At 73.1% G+C, this 16,692-nt stretch carries 16 protein-coding genes; 4 read left to right on the top strand and 12 right to left on the bottom strand.

The annotated features are described in order from the left end of the window. Positions 1–107 precede the first annotated feature (107 nt). On the bottom strand, positions 108–1,307 hold the full coding sequence (locus ACZ51D_RS10030; RefSeq protein ID WP_465661815.1) for a methyltransferase: 1,200 nt from the start codon (positions 1,305–1,307) through the stop codon (positions 108–110). 96 nt (positions 1,308–1,403) lie between these two features. On the opposite strand from ACZ51D_RS10030, the gene ACZ51D_RS10025 reads away from it, so the two are divergent. Next, on the top strand, positions 1,404–1,808 hold the full coding sequence (locus tag ACZ51D_RS10025; RefSeq protein ID WP_360498391.1) for a VOC family protein: 405 nt from the start codon (positions 1,404–1,406) through the stop codon (positions 1,806–1,808). 74 nt (positions 1,809–1,882) lie between these two features. Continuing rightward, positions 1,883–2,257: an RNA-binding S4 domain-containing protein gene (locus ACZ51D_RS10020; protein WP_360498389.1), complete on the top strand. Its 375-nt coding sequence runs from the start codon at positions 1,883–1,885 to the stop codon at positions 2,255–2,257. A 66-nt stretch (positions 2,258–2,323) separates the two neighbouring features. Here ACZ51D_RS10020 and ACZ51D_RS10015 read toward each other — a convergent pair whose 3' ends face one another. Both ACZ51D_RS10015 and ACZ51D_RS10010 read right to left on the bottom strand, forming a co-directional pair. Continuing rightward, complete coding sequence (locus tag ACZ51D_RS10015; RefSeq protein WP_465661813.1) at positions 2,324–2,830, bottom strand: FBP domain-containing protein; 507 nt, start codon at positions 2,828–2,830, stop codon at positions 2,324–2,326. 266 nt (positions 2,831–3,096) lie between these two features. Then, complete coding sequence (locus ACZ51D_RS10010; protein ID WP_465661811.1) at positions 3,097–3,981, bottom strand: SAM-dependent methyltransferase; 885 nt, start codon at positions 3,979–3,981, stop codon at positions 3,097–3,099. 210 nt (positions 3,982–4,191) lie between these two features. Between ACZ51D_RS10010 and ACZ51D_RS10005 the strand changes: the two genes are divergently transcribed. Further along, positions 4,192–5,100: a polysaccharide deacetylase family protein gene (locus tag ACZ51D_RS10005; protein ID WP_465616983.1), complete on the top strand. Its 909-nt coding sequence runs from the start codon at positions 4,192–4,194 to the stop codon at positions 5,098–5,100. 73 nt (positions 5,101–5,173) lie between these two features. Here the strand turns inward: ACZ51D_RS10005 and ACZ51D_RS10000 are convergent, their stop codons facing one another. After that, positions 5,174–5,992: an SDR family NAD(P)-dependent oxidoreductase gene (locus ACZ51D_RS10000; protein ID WP_465616981.1), complete on the bottom strand. Its 819-nt coding sequence runs from the start codon at positions 5,990–5,992 to the stop codon at positions 5,174–5,176. 308 nt (positions 5,993–6,300) lie between these two features. On the opposite strand from ACZ51D_RS10000, the gene ACZ51D_RS09995 reads away from it, so the two are divergent. Beyond that, positions 6,301–7,170 carry a 3-hydroxybutyryl-CoA dehydrogenase gene (locus ACZ51D_RS09995; protein WP_360498379.1) on the top strand — a complete coding sequence of 290 codons (870 nt, stop codon included), beginning with the start codon at positions 6,301–6,303 and terminating at the stop codon, positions 7,168–7,170. 90 nt (positions 7,171–7,260) lie between these two features. Here ACZ51D_RS09995 and ACZ51D_RS09990 read toward each other — a convergent pair whose 3' ends face one another. The 8 genes from ACZ51D_RS09990 to ACZ51D_RS09955 form a co-directional block, all read right to left on the bottom strand. Beyond that, positions 7,261–8,103 carry a chitosanase gene (locus ACZ51D_RS09990; RefSeq protein ID WP_360498377.1) on the bottom strand — a complete coding sequence of 281 codons (843 nt, stop codon included), beginning with the start codon at positions 8,101–8,103 and terminating at the stop codon, positions 7,261–7,263. A 121-nt stretch (positions 8,104–8,224) separates the two neighbouring features. Then, positions 8,225–9,190 (bottom strand): hypothetical protein, encoded by a 966-nt coding sequence (locus ACZ51D_RS09985; protein WP_465661809.1) that lies wholly within the window; start codon positions 9,188–9,190, stop codon positions 8,225–8,227. Continuing rightward, positions 9,187–10,113, bottom strand: coding sequence for an ATP-binding cassette domain-containing protein (locus ACZ51D_RS09980; protein ID WP_465661807.1), 927 nt, complete (start codon positions 10,111–10,113; stop codon positions 9,187–9,189). Before ACZ51D_RS09980 ends, ACZ51D_RS09985 begins: the two co-directional genes overlap by 4 nt. Then, complete coding sequence (locus ACZ51D_RS09975) at positions 10,113–10,550, bottom strand: GntR family transcriptional regulator (protein WP_465616974.1); 438 nt, start codon at positions 10,548–10,550, stop codon at positions 10,113–10,115. Before ACZ51D_RS09975 ends, ACZ51D_RS09980 begins: the two co-directional genes overlap by 1 nt. 126 nt (positions 10,551–10,676) lie before the next feature. Next, entirely contained in the window at positions 10,677–13,178 is a 2,502-nt protein-coding gene (gene pheT / locus ACZ51D_RS09970; protein ID WP_360498369.1) for a phenylalanine--tRNA ligase subunit beta, read from the bottom strand. Then, a complete protein-coding gene (gene pheS / locus ACZ51D_RS09965; protein ID WP_360498367.1) occupies positions 13,178–14,299 on the bottom strand; it encodes a phenylalanine--tRNA ligase subunit alpha in 1,122 nt (373 codons plus the stop codon). The genes pheT and pheS overlap by 1 nt, the downstream gene beginning before the upstream one ends. Before the next feature lie 245 nt (positions 14,300–14,544). Then, positions 14,545–15,648 (bottom strand): sensor histidine kinase, encoded by a 1,104-nt coding sequence (locus ACZ51D_RS09960; protein ID WP_465616970.1) that lies wholly within the window; start codon positions 15,646–15,648, stop codon positions 14,545–14,547. Between the two features lie 117 nt (positions 15,649–15,765). Beyond that, complete coding sequence (locus tag ACZ51D_RS09955; protein WP_465661805.1) at positions 15,766–16,632, bottom strand: TrmH family RNA methyltransferase; 867 nt, start codon at positions 16,630–16,632, stop codon at positions 15,766–15,768. Positions 16,633–16,692: the final 60 nt, after the last annotated feature.

The following is a 16,692-nucleotide window of genomic DNA, read 5'->3' as shown; positions in this document are numbered from 1 at the left end:
CCTTAGTCGTGGCATGAATATACGCGCGGGGGAAAATCCATGCAAGGAGTATGTGCCGGGGCCCGACGGGGCGGCCGCGGGCCGGTGAGTCCCCGGTCAGCCGCCGGTCAGCGCTTGACGGCGCGCAGCACCACGAACTTGGGGTTGCCCGCCACGAGTTGGCAGTTGCCGAAGAGACGGCGCAGCTTGACGTGGTAGCCGAGGTGACGGTTGCCGACCACCCAGAGTTCACCGCCCGGCCGCAGCGCCCGCTTGGCGCCGGTGAACATCCGCCACGCGGTGGCGTCGGTGGTGGCCTGGTGGGAGTGGAACGGCGGGTTGTTGAGCACCAGGTCCACCGAGCCGGGGGCGACCACGTCCGCCGCGAGCGCGTCGGCGGCGCGGAACTCGGCCGGGGCGTCCGGGCCCAGGTTGGTACGGAAGGTCTCCTCGGCGGAGGCCACCGCCTGGTGCGACTCGTCCACGAAGACCAGCTCCGCGCCGGGCCCGGCCAGCGCGGCGGCCGTCCCGACCACGCCGTTGCCGCAGCCGAGGTCCACCACCCGGGCGCCCGGGGCGGGGGTCGGCAGGTGGGCGAGGAGGAAACGGGTGCCGATGTCGAGCCGCTCGGCACAGAAGGTGCCGGCGTGGTTGACCACCGTACGGCCGGACGCGGGGCCGATGTCCGACGGCAGCGCGTAGCGGTGCGGCCACGGGTTGGGGCCGGGGTCGAGCGCCGGGTCGGGGGTGCAGAAGATCAGCCGGGCCTTGCGGACGGCGAGCGAGGTGCGGGTCGGGCCGAGGATCCGCTCGAAGAGCTGGAGGGTGGAGGTGTGGATCTCGGTGACCATGCCGGCGCCGATCACCACGGTGCCGGCGTGGATCGCGGGGGCGAGCCGGTGCAGCTGGTCCTCCAGCAGGGCCAGGCTCTTGGGGACGCGCACCAGCAGCACGTCGATCCGCTCCGGCGGGGTGTCCCGGGTGGTGAGCAGCCGGTCCTGGTCGACGGCGGCGCCGGCCCGGGCCAGGTTGGCCAGGGTGGCCTGCCGGCCGAGGTGGGAGTCGGAGATCTGGACCGGCCGGTGCTCGGCGAGCGCGGTGGTCAGCGCGCCCCAGCGGTCGCCGAGGACGGCGATCCGGCGGCCGGCCAGCTCGGTCGCGGCGCCGGACGCGCTGTCCGCCTCGCCCGCGAGGTGGCGCAGCAGGTACTCGTCGGCGGCGTCCCAGGCCCGGAGCCGCTCGCGCGGGTCCGCAGGGAAGCGGGTGAGGTCGAAGGTGCCCCACGGGGTGGAGAACGGGGTCGCGGCGGGCGTGGTCTGGGGATTCATCGTGTTCTCAGGCTATCGGACGGACACCGGGGAACTGTTTTGGAAGAACGCCGCCGGACGGATACTGGAAGAGCCCGACCGAGAGGGGTGAGGGCGATGGACTGGAAGCTCGAAGTCGTAGTGGTCCCGGTGTCCGACGTGGACCGCGCGAAGCTCTTCTACGAGGAGCAGGCCGGCTTCACGGTGGACCACGACACCCGCCTGCGGGACGGGGTCCGGGTGGTCCAGCTGACTCCCCCGGGCTCGCCGTGCTCCATCGTGGTGGGCCAGGGGGTGATCGACTCGCCGCCCGGCTCGGTCAAGGGCCTCCAACTGGTGGTGGCCGACATCGAGAAGGCCCACGCCGAACTGGCGGCGCGGGGCGTACCGGTCAGCCCGGTCCAGCACTTCGTGGCGGGAGCCCGGGTGAACGGGCACGGCGAGGCCTGGAACAACTTCGTGTTCTTCAACGACCCGGACGGCAACGGCTGGGCGGTGCAGGAAGCGCCGACCGCCGCGTAGGCCCCGACCGCCGCGTAAGCCCCCGGCCGCTGGTAGCCCCCGACCGGACCGGATCGCTTGGGTAGGCTCCGAGGATGGCTGAACACGAGGGAAGCGTGCGGGTGGACAGCTGGATCTGGTCGGTCCGGCTGGTCAAGACGCGGGCGCTGGCGGCGGCCGCCTGCCGGGCCGGGCACGTCCGGGTGAACGGTGAGCGGGCCAAGCCGGCCCAGGCGCTGAAGCCCGGGGACGAGGTCCGGGTCCGCGAGGAGAACCACGAGCGGGTCGTCGAGGTGCGCAAGCTGATCCGCAAGCGGGTCGGCGCCGAGGTGGCGGCGGAGTGCCTGGTCGACAACAGCCCGCCGCGGCCGCCGCGCGAGTTCGTCGCGGCGGCCGGGGAGCGGGACCGCGGGGCCGGGCGCCCGACCAAGCGGGAGCGCCGCGAACTGGACCAGCTGCGCGGGCAGTGAGAGCCCTTACGCGGCGCTCAACGCGGCCGGCTGCGCGACGCTTCACCAGGCGGGCTACACGGCGGGCTACGCGGCGGTGTCGGTGAGCACCCTGGCGAGGAAGGCGTCGAGGTTGCTCATCGTCCGGGCGACCTGGTCCTCCAGCGACAGCGACTCCTCGGGCCGGGTGACCAGGGCGGACTTCTTCAGCCCGCGCACGTAGAGCGAGCAGGCGAGGTCGGCGCAGATGTACGTCCCGACCGTGTTGCCCTCGCGCCCGGCCGCGCCGGCCCGCCGGCCGGCGAGCAGCGCGACGCCGCTGCCGGCGTGCGCGGTGATGCACAGCGAGCAGACGTTGGTCTTGGTCAGGCTGCGCCGGACCGTCGGCACCCGCAGCGTCACACCGACCAGCTCGCCGCCGTGCGGGGCCACCAGGTAGGCGCGGTCGGGCGCGCCCTGGTCCCGCCAGCCCAGGAAGTCCAGGTTCTCCCACGGCAGTTCGGCCAGGCCCCGGGGCAGGTTGAGCCGACGGGCCTCGCCCTTGGAACAGTTGACGAAGGACGCGCGGATCTCGTTCTCACTCAGGGCTTCCATGCCGCGGAAGCTAGCACCGCCCCGCACACCCTGTCGCGTCAATTTCGCCCGGTTCTCCCTGTTCGTACGGGGTGCTCGGCCTAACGGCGAGCCGCCGCGGGCGTCGGCGACGGCGGCGGGGAGGGGTGGCAGGGCGGTGGTCACGGCGCAGGCCATCCGGGGCGGTGAGGGGTTGTCAGTGGCGGTGCGTAGGCTGCGGTGGCCCGGTCCCGGCGCAGGAGGGAGCGCCGGGACGGGGCTGGGTCACGTCCGATCGCGAGCGCGGACTACTTCTTGAACGCGACGCCCGCGTACGCGGACACGTCCTGCCAGCCCTCGGGCAGTTCGATGGTGGGGACGTGGCCGGCGGTGGGGCGCCAGAGCGGGAGCTGCACGAGCCCGGGGCCGACGAACTCGAAGTCGCCGAAGAAGGGTTCGACCCCGGCCCGGGGGCGCAGGACGAGCGGGGCGCTGGCGCTCCGGTAGATCCGGGTGCCCTCGGCGGCACTCTCCCGGGAGGCGAAGTCCGGGCTGCCGTGCGAGAGGATCAGCGCGCTGCCGGGGGCGAGCGCGTCGCGCAGGGTGCGGACGATCTGCTGCGCGCCGTCCTCGTCGCGGATGAAGTGCAGGACGGCGACCAGCATCAGCGCGACGGGCTGGGAGAGGTCGACGGAGGCGGCCAGCCCGGGGTGGGCGAGGATCGCGGCCGGGTCGCGCAGGTCGGCCTCGATCACCGAGGTGTGCCCGGCGGGGTGGCTCGCCAGCAGGGCGCGGGCGTGGGTGGCGACGATCGGGTCGTTGTCCACGTACACCACGCGGGCGTCCGGGGCGACCCGCTGGGCGACCTCGTTGGTGGAGCCGACGGCCGGGATGCCGGTACCGATGTCGACGAACTGGCGGATGCCCCGGCCGGCCGCGAACGCCACGGCACGGCCGAGGAACTGCCGGTTGGTGCGGGCCAGCAGCGGCAGCGCCGGATAGGCGGCTATCGCGGCCTGGGCGGCCTTGCGGTCGGCCTCGAAGTTGTCCTTGCCGCCCAGGTAGTAGTCGTACATCCGGGCCGTGTGCGGGATGCCGGTGTCCAGCTCGCTCGGCGGCTGCCAGTGGTCCGCTCTGGCCCAGTGCCAGTCGGTGTCGGCCGCCCCGCCGGTCGCCGCGGTGTCCTTGTGCATCCTGTTCCGCCCCCAATGCGCCATGCCGGAATTGTGCGACCGCCCGTCAACAGGCGGTGCGCGGTGATCGTATCCAACGACACACCGTGGAAACAGCGGGAGTTCAGGTTTACGCAACACCCGTAGACAGAGTGTGTGCACGTCAAGGACGGTCCGGACCCGGTCATACCGGATCGCCCGCCGGTGCCGCCCTCTCTATGCTGGCTGCCGATGACTGCCGACCGCCGCACCGTACTGCGCACCGCCGCCCAGCTGGCCGCCCTCACCGCCGCCGGTGGCCTCGTCACCGCCTGCGGCACCGGCGCACCCCGCCGGGCCGACCCCGGGGCGCTGGCCGCGCACCCCGGCACCGTCGACCCGCAGCACAACACCGACCCGGCCTGGAACGGCAGCGAGGGCCCGGCCTCCCCCGCGCCGACCGCCGCGGCGGAGCCCCAGCCCGCCACCGAGTCGACCCCGGCCGCCGCCCAGGCCTCCGCCCCGCCGACCCCGCCTCCGCTGCCGCCGCTCGCGCCCGGCACCCCGGTCGAGGTCGTGTACGGGCCGCGCACCGGCAAGAACGTGGCGCTCACCGTCCACGGCAGCGGGGACCCGAAGCTCGCCACCGCGCTGCTGGAGATCGCCGAGCAGCGCGGCGCCAAGCTGACCGTGATGGTCGTCGGCAGCTGGCTCGACCAGCAGCCGCAGATGGCCCGGCGGATCCTGGACGGCGGCCACGAGCTGGGCAACCACACCCAGAACCACCTCAACATCTCCGCCATGACGCCCGACCAGGCGCGCGCCGAGATCGCCCAGTGCGCCGACCGGCTGCAGAAGCTCACCGGCTCGATCGGCCGCTGGTTCCGGCCCTCCGCCGCGCAGTACGCCACCCCGATGGTGCGCGAGCAGGCCAAGGCCGTCGGCTACGAGCACGTGCTGTCCTTCGACGTCGACCCGCGCGACTACAACGACCCCTCGGCCGCCGAACTTCAGCGCCGGGTGCTGAACTCGGTGCGCGGCGGCTCGGTGGTGGCGCTGCACATGGGCCACCAGTGCACGGTGGACGCGCTGCCGGCCATCCTGGACGGCCTCGCCAAGGCCGGGCTCAAGCCGGTCACCGCCAGCCAGCTCTGCGCCTGAGCCCCCCACCGCACCGGATCGCACCGCGCCGGATCGCACCGCACCCAGCGAGGCCCGCACCCCGCGGGCCCGGTCAGACCATCGGGTCGTCGTCCTTGTACGGGCGCAGCCGCAGCGTGCGGGCGTCCGAGGCGCGGATCGCCTCGGCCCGGTCGACCAGCTCCGCCAGGTCGTCCCGCCCGGCGTGGATGAACCGCCCATGCAGCGCGTCGAAGCGGCCGCGGGCGGCGTCCACGGTGACGGCGACCATGTACGGGATGGAGCCCCAGCTCGTCGTGGACCGGAACATCGGCATCCCGGCGGTCATGTCGGTGGCGACCGCGCCCGGACTGATGTCGAGGACGACGACGTCGTGCCGGGCGAGCGAGTCCGCCATGTTGTCGGAGAGCTGGAGCAGCGCGCCCTTGGACGTGGCGTACGCGGTGTAGTTGCCGTCCGGGCGCAGGGCGAAGCCGGAGTTGAGGTTGACCACCCGGCCGTGCCGTCGGGCGACCATGCCGGGCAGTACGCAGCGCAGCAGGTTGTAGGGGCCGCGCAGGTTGGTCTCGATCACCTGCCACCACTGGTTGGCGTCGGTCTCCCAGATCGGCACCTCGGCGCGGTCGACCTGGCCGGCGTTGTTGACCAGCAGGTCGATCGGGCCGAGGTCGCGTTCGACGAGCCGGACGGCCTCGCGCACCGATCCGGGGCGGGTGACGTCGGCGGTGACGGCGACGCCGCGGGAGCCGTGTTTGACGCACTCCTTGAGGGTGTCGGCCAGCGTCTCGTGGGTGCGGCCGACCAGGCCGACGGCCATTCCCTCGGCGGCCAGGCCGATGGCGATCTCCCGGCCGATGCCCCGGCCGGCGCCGGTGACCAGGGCGACCTGTCCTGCGAGCGATCCCGTCGACACCGTGTGTGCTCCCTTCCCGCCCCCGGCCTGTGCGCTGGTCCGTCCCCGGCCCCCACCTGCGGCATTCTGTCGGCCGCCGGGCGGCGGTGGCCCCGGGCGCACGGGCCGGAACCGCCGCCTCACCCGTTCGGGGGAATCGCCCGCGGTGGCACTCCTCCGGGGAGGGGGTGACCTACTGGCCGGTACGGAGTAGTAACGTCGTCGGGGCGGTGACCGGTGCACCCATTCCGGTACACCGACCCGCTGACCAGCAGCTCGCTGGGCCACCTGTCGCTGGGCGACCCCCAGCACCACCGAAGGGCAACTGAGTGAGTGACATCGCGCGCGTCGGAGTAGTCGGCTGTGGCCTGATGGGGTCGGGCATCGCCGAGGTCTTCGCCCGGGCCGGGCTGGATGTCCTGGTGTCGGAGGCCAGCGGTGAGGCACTGGAGTTCGGCCGCACCCGGCTGACCAACTCCCTGGACACGGCGGTCAAGCGCGGCAAGCTGACCCCCGAGCTGCGGGACGAGGCGATGTCCCGGCTGTCCTTCACCGTCGACCTGTCCGACTTCGCCGACCGCGACCTGGTGGTCGAGGCTGTCGCCGAGCGCGAGGACATCAAGGTCAAGATCTTCCAGACCCTGGACCAGGTCATCGAGCGCCGCGACGCGATCCTCGCCTCCAACACCTCGTCGATCCCGATCGTGAAGCTGGCCGCGGCCACCTCCCGCCCGGAGCAGGTCATCGGCCTGCACTTCTTCAACCCGGCGCCGGTGCAGAAGCTGGTCGAGGTCATCCCGACCCTGACCACCTCGGCGACCACCACCGAGCGGGTCGAGGCCTTCGCCTCCCAGGTGCTCGGCAAGGAGCCGATCCGCGCCCGCGACCGGGCCGGCTTCGTGGTCAACGCGCTGCTGGTGCCGTACCTGCTGTCCGCGGTGCGGATGTTCGAGTCGGGCGTGGCCACCGCCTCCGACATCGACAAGGGCATGGAGGCCGGCTGCGCCCACCCGATGGGCCCGCTGCGGCTGTGCGACCTGATCGGCCTGGACACCATCGTCTCGATCGCCGAGTCGATGTACGACGAGTACAAGGAGCCGCTGTACGCCGCTCCCCCGCTGCTCTCCCGGATGGTCGACGCGGGCCTGCTCGGCCGCAAGTCCGGCCGCGGCTTCTACGACTACACCGCGAGCGCCTGACTCCTCTGGGTGCCGCGAAGCGGGGCCCGGCGGCCGTGATCCGGCTGCCGGGCCCGCTTTTTGACGCTGCGTCGGTTGTTGGGCGTCGCGTCAGCTGTTGATGGCGTAGCTGTCGCCGTAGACCTTCCACTTCAGCGGCGGGTTGAGGTCGAAGTTCTTGGCGTTGAGGAAGACCAGCTGCTCGGTGTCGACCCGGCTGGTGTCGGAGTGGGCCTCCTCCTTCTTCATGACGACCTTGCGGGCGTCCAGGAAGGCCTTGAGGTAGGTGGCCTCGTCGCCGCCCTGGGCGGGGGTCTTGGCCTTCTTCATGGCGGCGGCGCGGATGCCGCCGAAGCTGTCCGAGCTGTTGCCCGGGCCGTGCATGACGATGGCGTCGTAGTAGGCGAACTGGCCGAGCCCGCGCAGGCCGTCGGCCTTGGCCTGCTTGACGGCGGGGTTGAAGTACACCCGGTCGCGCTCGTCGTTCTGGGCCTGCTGGAAGACGGTGTCCTTGGCGGCGGCGGCCCAGTCGCGCTCGAACGCGGAGCCGAGGCCGGCGTGCGAGTCGGTGCCGTTGACCTTCTTCAGCGCGGGCAGGTACTTCGCCAGGACGTTGCCGGGCTTGAGGTCGGTGTAGTGCTGGACCAGGTCCAGCATGTCGCCCGTGCCGGAGCAGAAGCCGATGATGCCGGCGGTGTAGCCCCGCCCGTCCTTGATGTCCTCGATGTACTTGTACTGGGCCTTCCAGTCCAGCGACGAGTTCTCCGCGCTGGACACCAGTTGCATCGCGATGTCCTTCTTGTGCGGGTCGTCCAGCCCGACCCCCTTGAGCTGGACGGTCGCGCTCGCGGCCGGGGCGGCCTGGGCCGCCGAGGTGGCCGCGACGGTGAGGGGCGCGGCCACCAGGGCGGCGGCGAGGGCTATGCGGAGGGCACGACGGGGCTGAGGGCGCATGGGACGCTCCGATTCCTCGTGGGGTTAGGAAACTTTCCTAACGAGAAGTAGGAAAGCCGTCCGGCCGCGCTCCCGCAAGGGTTTTGACGGAAACTCTTCAAGCGATCCACGGACCCGCAGGTCAGACCGCGCGGCGCCGCACCCACCAGACCGCCACCGCGCAGAGCACCGCGCCGAGCAGGGTCATCCAGCCGAACTCGACGGACTGGAACAGCCAGTAGCGGCCGTCCGGCTGGTAGGTCTCGTGCAGCGCGTAGCCGCCCTCGCTCAGCAGCTTCTGGGCGCCGAAGTAGTCGCCGCCCAGGTCGTAGAGCCGGCCGAGGCCGAGGCGGTTCCCCGCCGGGTCGGTGACCCAGAGGCCGCCTTCCCAGCGGTGGTCGAGCGAGGTCTGCGCGAGCGTGTGGACGGTGTCCTGGAGCGGGGCGCGGTAGTCGAACCGCAGGGACTCGGCGACCAGCACGGTCACGACCGAGGCGCCGACCCCGATCCCCACCGCCGCCACCGTCCGCCGCAGCACCGCGCCCGCGAGCGCTGACAACGCGAAGACCAGCAGCACCCGGCCGACCATCGCGAGCGGGGCGCTGGCGAACGCCAGCGGCGCGAACCGGCCCGCCTCCGCCGTCAGCGGCGCGATCCACCAGTGCAGCACCGCCGCCACCAGGGCCGTCGCGACGGCCAGCACACCGCCGACGACGACCAGCCCGCCGACCGTCCAGCGGGTGCGACCGGCTCCCTGGGTCCACGCGAAGCGCACCGTGCCGTGCTCGAACTCCCTGGCCAGCAGCGGAGCACCCACGAACGCGCCGAGGGCGCCACCCAGGAAGTAGGCCACGTTCCCGCCGACCGTCAACTCGGCGCCGTACTCACGCAGGAACTCCTTCCAGCGCTCGTTGCAGGACCGCAGCGCCATGTCGCAGCCGCCCGCACCGGAGCGGTCGAGCCCCGTGTGGAGGAAGTAGCCGGTGACGGCCAGCACGACGGCCAGCCCGGCGAGGACACCCAGCAGGGTCCGCAGCGCGGGCCGGTGGCGCAGCCCGGCCGCGCGCAGGACGGCGGAGCGGGGCGGCGCGAGGGTCAGGGAGCTCACGGCAGCAGTACCTTCTCGTTCGGTGAAACGGCCCCGCGCGGGCCGGGGAGGGCGGAGGCGGTCGGCTCGCGCAGGTAGGCGAGCACCAACTCCTCCAGGCCGACGCGCTGTTGGCGCCAGCCGTCGGAGAGCGGGGCGTCCACGCCGCCGGTGCGGACCAGCAGGTGGGACTGGGCGCCGGCCCGGCGGTCGCGGACCACCGGCAGCCGCCCGGCGACCCCGTCCGCCTCGGCGGTCGGGCCGGTGAGCATCCGGTGGCCGCCCAGCAGGTCGTCCACCTCCCCCGCCACCTGGACCCGGCCGCCGCCGAGCACCACCAGGTAGTCGCAGCTCTGCTGGAGCTCGTGGACGGCGTGCGAGGAGAACATCACCGACAGCCCGTCCTCGGCCACGGCGGTCAGCAGCACCGCCATGAAGTCGTGCCGGGCGAGCGGGTCGAGCGAGGCCAAGGGCTCGTCCAGCAGCAGGAGTTCGGGGCGCTTGGCGAGCGCGAGGGCGAGCGAGACCTGGGCTTGCTGACCGCCGGAGAGGCGGCCGTACTTGCGGTCCAGCGGGATGCCGAGGCCCTCCAGGTGGGTCCGGGCCCGGGCCTCGTCCCAGCGGCGGTTGAGGTGGCGGCCCATCGCGAGCAGGTCGCGTACGGGCAGGCCCGGGTAGAGCGAGGCGTTCTGGGCGACGAAGCCGATCCGGTCCAACGCCCGGGGTGAGCCGGGCAGTTGGTCGCCGAGGACGGTCAGCGCGCCCTCGCTGGGCAGGGTCAGTCCGGCGGCCAGGCTGAGCAGCGTGGTCTTGCCGGCGCCGTTCGGGCCGACCAGAGCCACCACGTGCCCGGCGGGGACGGCCAGTCGGCAGTCCCGCAGCGCCCAGGAGCGACGGTAGCGCTTGCCGAGTCCGGCGCAGTCGATCACCGTGTCCGCGGCCATCAGGCCACCACCCCGTCCCGGCCTTCGCGCAGGTCGCGCAGCGCGTCCTCGAACACGGCGGCCATCCCCTCCTCGTCCAGCCCGGCGGTCCGCGCCGAGCGCATCCAGTCCAGCAGCCCCCGCCGCAGCGCGGCCCGTTCGCGCAGCGGCACCACCCCGACGGGCAGCCCCCTGATGAAGGTGCCCTGGCCGCGGCGGCCGACCGCGAGGCCGCGGTGTTCCAGCTCGCGGTACGCCTTGAGCACGGTGTTCGGGTTGATCGCCAGCCCGGCCACCACCTCGCGCACCCGGGGCAGCCGATCCCCCTCGGTCAACCAGCCCATCCGCAGCGCCTGTTCGACCTGCTGCACGAGCTGCAGGTAGGTCGGGACACCGGAGGCCGGGTCCAGGCGGAACTCGATGGGCGACGGCTGGTCGTCTCCTTTATCTACTTCCATAGGTAAAGAGATAAAGGATTCACTGAGGAACCGTCAACCCCAGGCAGGGTCAAATCCGAGAAACGCGAAGGGCCCCGCCCCGGACCTCGTGGTCCGGGGCGGGGCCCCTGCTCGGGCGCTACGGCATCAGGCGCCGCGCAGCACCGCTCCCGTACGGGCGACGGCCTCGGCGACGGCCGCCTCACGGGCGGCGGTGGCCTCGTCCGCGGTCAGCGTGCGGTCGACGGCGCGGAAGCGCAGCGCGTACGCCAGCGACTTCTTGCCCTCGCCCACCTGCTCGCCGGTGAACACGTCGAACAGCCGGATGGCCTCCAGCAGTTCGCCGGCGCCGGTGCGCAGCGCGGCCTCGACGTCGGCGGCCGGAACCGCCGTGTCGACGATCAGCGCGACGTCCTGGGTGGCCACCGGGAAACCGGAGACGGTCGGACCGTTGACCCGCTCGGCGCCGTCGGCGGTGAGCAGGTCGACGTCGATCTCCATCGCGGCGGTACGGGCCGGCAGCCCGAGCGCCTTGACCACCCGCGGGTGCAGCTCGCCGGCGTGGCCGACCACCCGGTCGGTGCCGGTGACGAGCAGCTCGGCGCAGCGACCCGGGTGCCAGGGCGCCAGCTGCCCCTGGCGGACGGTCAGCTCGATGCCGGCCGCCCGGGCCACCGTGCGGGCCGCCTCGACGGCGTCCGCCCAGGAGGCCTGTTCGCCCTTGCCCCACCAGCCCGACGGCAGCCGCTCACCCGCGAGGGCGACGGCGATCCGGCGCGGCTGGTCCGGCAGCGCGGCGTCCAGCTCGGCCAGCTCCTCGTCGCTGGGCCGGTGGTCGACGGCCGGGCGCGGGGCCACGGACAGCTCGTCCTTGGGCAGGAAGACGGTGCCGGTCTCGTAGATCGCGAGGTCGGTGTTGCCCCGGCCGATGTTGCGGCGCAGCGCGCCGAGCAGGCCCGGCAGCAGCGTGGTGCGCAGCGCCGGCTCCTCGTCGTTCAGCGGGTTGACCAGCTTGACCGTCCGGCGGCGGCGGTCGTCCGCCTCCAGGCCGAGCGCGTCCCAGGCGGTCTCGCCGAGGAACGGGTAGTTGTTGACCTCGACGTAGCCGGCCCCGGCCAGCGCGACGCCGATCCGGCGGTTGATCCGCTGGGTCTCGGTCAGGCCCTTGCCCGGCGGCACGTTGGGCATCCGGGCGGGGACGTTGTCGTAGCCCTCCAGCCGGATGACCTCCTCCGCGAGGTCGTACGGGTCGGTGAGGTCGGGGCGCCAGGTCGGCGGGGTGACCTCCAGGACGTCGGCGCCGGCGACCGAGCAGCCGATCTCCTGCAGGCGCCGGGTGACGGTCTCGCGGCCGTACGCGGTGCCGGCCACCCGGTCGGGCAGGTCGGCGGCGATGGTGATGGTGCGCACCGGGTGCGGGGCGGCGATGTCGGTGACCCCGGCCTCGGCGGTGCCGCCGGCGATCAGGACCAGCAGGTCGACGGCGCGCTGCGCGGCGGCGCGGGCGGCCTCCGGGTCGACGCCGCGCTCGAAGCGCTTGGACGCCTCGGAGGGCAGCTTGTGGCGCTTGGCGGTGCGGGCGATGGCGACCGGGTCGAAGTGCGCCGCCTCGATGATCACCTCGGTGGTGCCCGGGCCTGCGGCCGGGTCGAGGATCTCGGTGGAGGCGCCGCCCATGACACCGGCCAGGCCGATCGGGCCGCTGTTGTCGCAGATCAGCAGGTCCTCGGCGGAGAGCTTGCGCTCGACGCCGTCGAGGGTGGTGAGGGTCTCGCCCTGCGCCGCCCGGCGGACCGTGATCGGGCCGTCCACGCGCTGCTTGTCGTAGGCGTGCAGCGGCTGGCCGACCTCGAGCATCACGTAGTTGGTGATGTCGACGGTCAGCGAGATCGGGCGGATGCCCGACTTCTGCAGGCGGCGCTGCAGCCACAGCGGGGACTTGGCGTCGGGGTCGACTCCGACGACCGTACGGGCCACGAAGCGGTCGCAGCCGGCCGGGTCGTTGACCTTGACCAGGTAGCCGAAGGAGTTGGCCGGCGGCACGTCGAGCAGCGCCGGGTCGGCCAGCGGCAGCCCGTACGCGGCGGCGGCCTCACGGGCCACGCCGCGCATGGACAGGCAGTAGCCGCGGTCCGGGGTGACGGCGATGTCGAGCACCTCGTCGACGAGCTGGAGCAGCTCGACGGCGTCGGTGCCGGGCTCGTACTCCGGCGGGAGCACGATGATGCCGTTGTGCTCGTCGCCCATGCCCAGCTCGCGGGCGGAGCAGATCATGCCGGCCGAGGTGTGGCCGTAGGTCTGGCGGGCCGCGATCGGGAAGGGGCCGGGCAGCACGGCGCCCGGGAGCACGACCACGACCTTGTCGCCGACGGCGAAGTTGGTCGCGCCGCAGACGATCTCCTGCGGCTCGCCGGTGCCGTTGGCGGCGCCGACGTTGACGAAGCAGTGCCGGATCGGCTTCTTGAAGCCGGTCAGCTCCTCGATGGAGAGCACCTCGCCGACCACCAGCGGACCCTTGAGGTCGGCGCCGATCTGCTCGACGGTCTCGACCTCCAGGCCGGCCCGGACCAGGCGCTCCGCGACGTCACGGCCGGTCGCGCCGGCCGGCAGGTCGACGTACTCGCGCAGCCAGGAAAGCGGGACGCGCATCAGATCTCCATCCCGAACGGGAGGGTGAAGCGCACGTCACCCTCGACCATGTCGCGCATGTCGGCGACGTTGTGACGATTCATCAGAATCCGCTCCAGGCCCAGGCCGAAGGCGAACCCGCTGTAGCGGTTGGGGTCGACACCGCAGGCGACGAGCACCCGCGGGTTGACCACGCCGCAGCCGCCGAGCTCGATCCAGCCCTCGGAGGAGCAGGTGCGGCACGGCCGGTCCGGGTTGCCGACGCTCTCGCCCAGGCACACGAAGCACTGCAGGTCGACCTCGGCCGACGGCTCGGTGAACGGGAAGTACGAGGGCCGCCAGCGCAGCTCCAGGTGGTCGCCGATCAGCTTCTCGACCATGACCTCGATGGTGCCCTTGAGGTCGGCGAAGGTGATGCCCTCGTCCACCGCGAGGCCCTCGACCTGGCGGAAGACCGGGGTGTGGGTGGCGTCCAGCTCGTCGGTCCGGTAGACCCGGCCCGGGCAGACCACGTAGATGGGGGGCTCGCGGTCGAGCATGGTGCGGGCCTGGACCGGGGAGGTCTGGGTGCGCAGCACCACGCCGGAGTCGGCGGAGCCGTCCGGGGCCTGGACGAAGAAGGTGTCCTGCATCGAGCGTGCCGGGTGGTCCGGGCCCAGGTTGAGGGCGTCGAAGTTCAGCCACTCGGCCTCGACCTCGGGGCCCTCGGCGATCTGGTAGCCCATCGCGACGAAGGTGTCCTCGATGCGCTCGGCCATGGTGGTCAGCGGGTGCCGGGCGCCGCGCGGGATGCGGTCGAACGGCAGCGTGACGTCCACCGACTCCTCGACCAGCACGCGGGCGTCACGCTCCGCCTCCAGCTCGGCCTGCCGCTTGGCGAGGGCCTGGTTGACGGCCCCGCGGGCCTGGCCGATCAGCTTGCCGGCGGCCGCCTTGGCGTGCGGGGGCAGGGCGCCGATCTCGCGGTTGGCGAGCGACAGCGGGGACCGGTCGCCGGTGTGGGCGACCTTGGCCTGCTTCAGCTCGTCCAGGGTGGTGGCGGCGGCGAACGCGGCGACGGCCTCGTCCCGCGCCTGCTCCACCACCTCGGGCTTGAGGGCCTCGACCTCGACCGGGTCGTACGACTTGTTGGGTGCCGACATCTCTATCTTTCCCGTGCTCCTGCTCGTCCGTGCTCAGGTGTGTGGGCTCGCCTTCGCGTCACGCCCGGCGGGGCCGGGGCACGGGCAGCCGGTTCTCCGTTCACCGGAGGCTCACGGGAGTGGGTGTCCGCGGCTCAGCCGCGCGGGGCGTTGCGCGACGCCAAAGGTCGAGTGTAGTCGCAGCGCGTAGCGCCGCTGCCGCGAAGCCCGTCCGGCGGGACCCCGGTGCCCTCTCGGAGCAGTGCTCAGAGCATGAAGTCGGGTACGCCGGCGGGCAGGATAAATCGGAACCGGGCGCCGCCGCCGGGCGCGCGGTCGACGCGGATCGAGCCGCCGTGGGCTTCCACGATGCCCTTGACGATGTAGAGGCCCAGGCCCGTGCCGCCACGCTTGGAGCCGCGCCAGAAGCGGGTGAAGACGCGCGGCATCGATTCCTCGGGGATGCCGCTGCCTTCGTCGCTCACGGTGACCGCTGTGCCTTCCACGATGCGGGGCGGGGTGCCGGAGCGCTCCCAGACGGGTGCCTCGACGACCTCCTTGGCCGGTGCCACCTCGATCGTGACAGTTCCCTCACCGTGCCGCACCGCATTTTCCAGCAGGTTGGCGAGCACCTGGTCGACCTTGTCCGGGTCGGCCCACAGGACGGTCAGCGGCTCGCTGACCCGGATGTCGAAGCGGTCCTCGGCGATGCCGGTGGCGACCTTGCGCTCGACGTGCCGGCGCACCGCCGCGGCCAGGTCGACCACCTGCTTGCGCAGCTCCAGCCGGCCGGCGTCGATCCGGGAGATGTCCAGCAGCTCGGCGATCAGCCGGGTGACCCGGTCGGCGTCGGCGTCCACGGTCTCCAGCATCAGCCGCTTCTGCCCGTCGGTGAACCGCTCCCACTTGGCCAGCAGCGTCGCCGTGAAGCCCTTGACGCTGGTCAGCGGGGAGCGCAGCTCGTGCGCGACGGTGGCGATCAGCTCGGCGTGGCTGCGCTCGGTGCGGCGCCGGGCCTCGGTGCCGCGCAGGGCGATCACCAGGCGCTCCAGCGGCCCGCACGGCACCGTACGGACGTACCGGGCGGAGACCAGCACCTCACGGCCGCCGGGCAGCAGCAGGTTGCGCTCCGGCTGGCGGGTGCGGGTGGCCAGGCCGCCGTACGGGTTGGTCAGCTGCCACCAGCGGCGCCCGTCCAGGTCCTCCAGCGGGAGGGCGTCCTCCAGCACGCAGCCGAGCGCGGCCTCCGGGGGCACGCCGGTGAGCCGGGCCGCGGCCCGGTTGAAGCAGACCACCCGGCCCAGCCCGTCGGCGACCACCAGGCCGTCCGGCAGGTCGTCCGGGTCGAGCTCGGGCCCGCTGCCGACCATGGGTTGCCTCCCCGATTACCCACCGTGCCGTTCCCCCCACCGAGGCAGACCCTAGCGCCTCGCAGGCCCCCGCAGTAGGGCTTGCAACGGGGTGATCCCGGTGCGCCCCCGGGTGTGTCAGGTGTTCGAACGGCAGCCGCCGGGCGAACGCTGCGCCCGGGCCGAGGCGTAGAGGCAGACTGCCGCGGCGGTGGCCAGGTTGAGGCTCTCGGCGTGACCGTGGATCGGGACGCGCACGACCTCGTCGGTGAGCGCGCGGGTCTCCTCCGGAAGCCCCCACGCCTCGTTGCCGAACAGCCACGCGCCGGGCGCGCCCAGGGTGCCCTCGTCCAGCTCCTGGTCCAGGTCGCGCTCCCCCGCGCCGTCCGCGGCGAGCACCCGGATGCCGGCCTCGCGCAGCTTCCCGACGGCTTCCTCGACCTGCACGCCGACCGCCACCGGCAGGTGGAAGAGGCTGCCCACGGAGGCCCGCACGGCCTTCGGGTTGTAGAGGTCCACCGAGGCGTCGGTGAGCACCACGGCGTCCGCGCCGGCCGCGTCGGCGGTGCGCAGGACGGTGCCGGCGTTCCCGGGGTCGCGCACGTGGGCGAGGATCGCGACCAGCTTCGGACGGGCCTCGAGCACCTCGGCGAACGGGGTGTCGATGAAGCGGCAGAGCGCCACGATGCCCTGCGGGGTCACCGTGTCGCAGATCCCGGCGATCACCTCGTCGGTGGCGGTCAGCACGGGCAGCCCCTCGGCCCGGGCCTCCTCGACGATGCCGGCGTGCCGCTCGGCGGCCTCCGGGCTCACGTACACCTCGACCACGGCGTGCTCGGACGTGCCCGGCAGCCTGCCGAAGGCGACGGCCTCCCGGACGGCCTGCGGGCCCTCGGCCAGGAAGCGGCGCTCCTTGGTCCGCTGGTTGCGCTTGGCCAGCCGGCGGGCGGCGACGACGCGCGGCGAGCGCAGGGAGGTCAGCAGGGGGGTCTCGGTGCTCGGCATGGTCTCGTTCTCTGGAGGCGCTGACGGAGGGGGTAAAGCAGAACCGGACCCGCAGGCGAG

The sequence above is a fragment of the Kitasatospora sp. NPDC033851 genome, assembly GCF_055576085.1.
Note: the sequence above shows the minus strand (reverse complement) of the source record. Positions and strands in the feature narration are given on the sequence as shown.

What these genes read in the sequence shown, in the direction of transcription:
- ACZ51D_RS10030 (WP_465661815.1), bottom strand. Translation starts at nt 1,307, where the DNA reads ATGAATCCCCAGACCACGCCCGCCGCGACCCCGTTCTCCACCCCGTGG.
- ACZ51D_RS10025 (WP_360498391.1), top strand. Translation starts at nt 1,404, where the DNA reads ATGGACTGGAAGCTCGAAGTCGTAGTGGTCCCGGTGTCCGACGTGGAC.
- ACZ51D_RS10020 (WP_360498389.1), top strand. Translation starts at nt 1,883, where the DNA reads ATGGCTGAACACGAGGGAAGCGTGCGGGTGGACAGCTGGATCTGGTCG.
- ACZ51D_RS10015 (WP_465661813.1), bottom strand. Translation starts at nt 2,830, where the DNA reads ATGGAAGCCCTGAGTGAGAACGAGATCCGCGCGTCCTTCGTCAACTGT.
- ACZ51D_RS10010 (WP_465661811.1), bottom strand. Translation starts at nt 3,981, where the DNA reads ATGCACAAGGACACCGCGGCGACCGGCGGGGCGGCCGACACCGACTGG.
- ACZ51D_RS10005 (WP_465616983.1), top strand. Translation starts at nt 4,192, where the DNA reads ATGACTGCCGACCGCCGCACCGTACTGCGCACCGCCGCCCAGCTGGCC.
- ACZ51D_RS09990 (WP_360498377.1), bottom strand. Translation starts at nt 8,103, where the DNA reads ATGCGCCCTCAGCCCCGTCGTGCCCTCCGCATAGCCCTCGCCGCCGCC.
- ACZ51D_RS09980 (WP_465661807.1), bottom strand. Translation starts at nt 10,113, where the DNA reads ATGGCCGCGGACACGGTGATCGACTGCGCCGGACTCGGCAAGCGCTAC.
- ACZ51D_RS09975 (WP_465616974.1), bottom strand. Translation starts at nt 10,550, where the DNA reads ATGGAAGTAGATAAAGGAGACGACCAGCCGTCGCCCATCGAGTTCCGC.
- pheT (WP_360498369.1), bottom strand. Translation starts at nt 13,178, where the DNA reads ATGCGCGTCCCGCTTTCCTGGCTGCGCGAGTACGTCGACCTGCCGGCC.
- pheS (WP_360498367.1), bottom strand. Translation starts at nt 14,299, where the DNA reads ATGTCGGCACCCAACAAGTCGTACGACCCGGTCGAGGTCGAGGCCCTC.
- ACZ51D_RS09960 (WP_465616970.1), bottom strand. Translation starts at nt 15,648, where the DNA reads ATGGTCGGCAGCGGGCCCGAGCTCGACCCGGACGACCTGCCGGACGGC.
- ACZ51D_RS09955 (WP_465661805.1), bottom strand. Translation starts at nt 16,632, where the DNA reads ATGCCGAGCACCGAGACCCCCCTGCTGACCTCCCTGCGCTCGCCGCGC.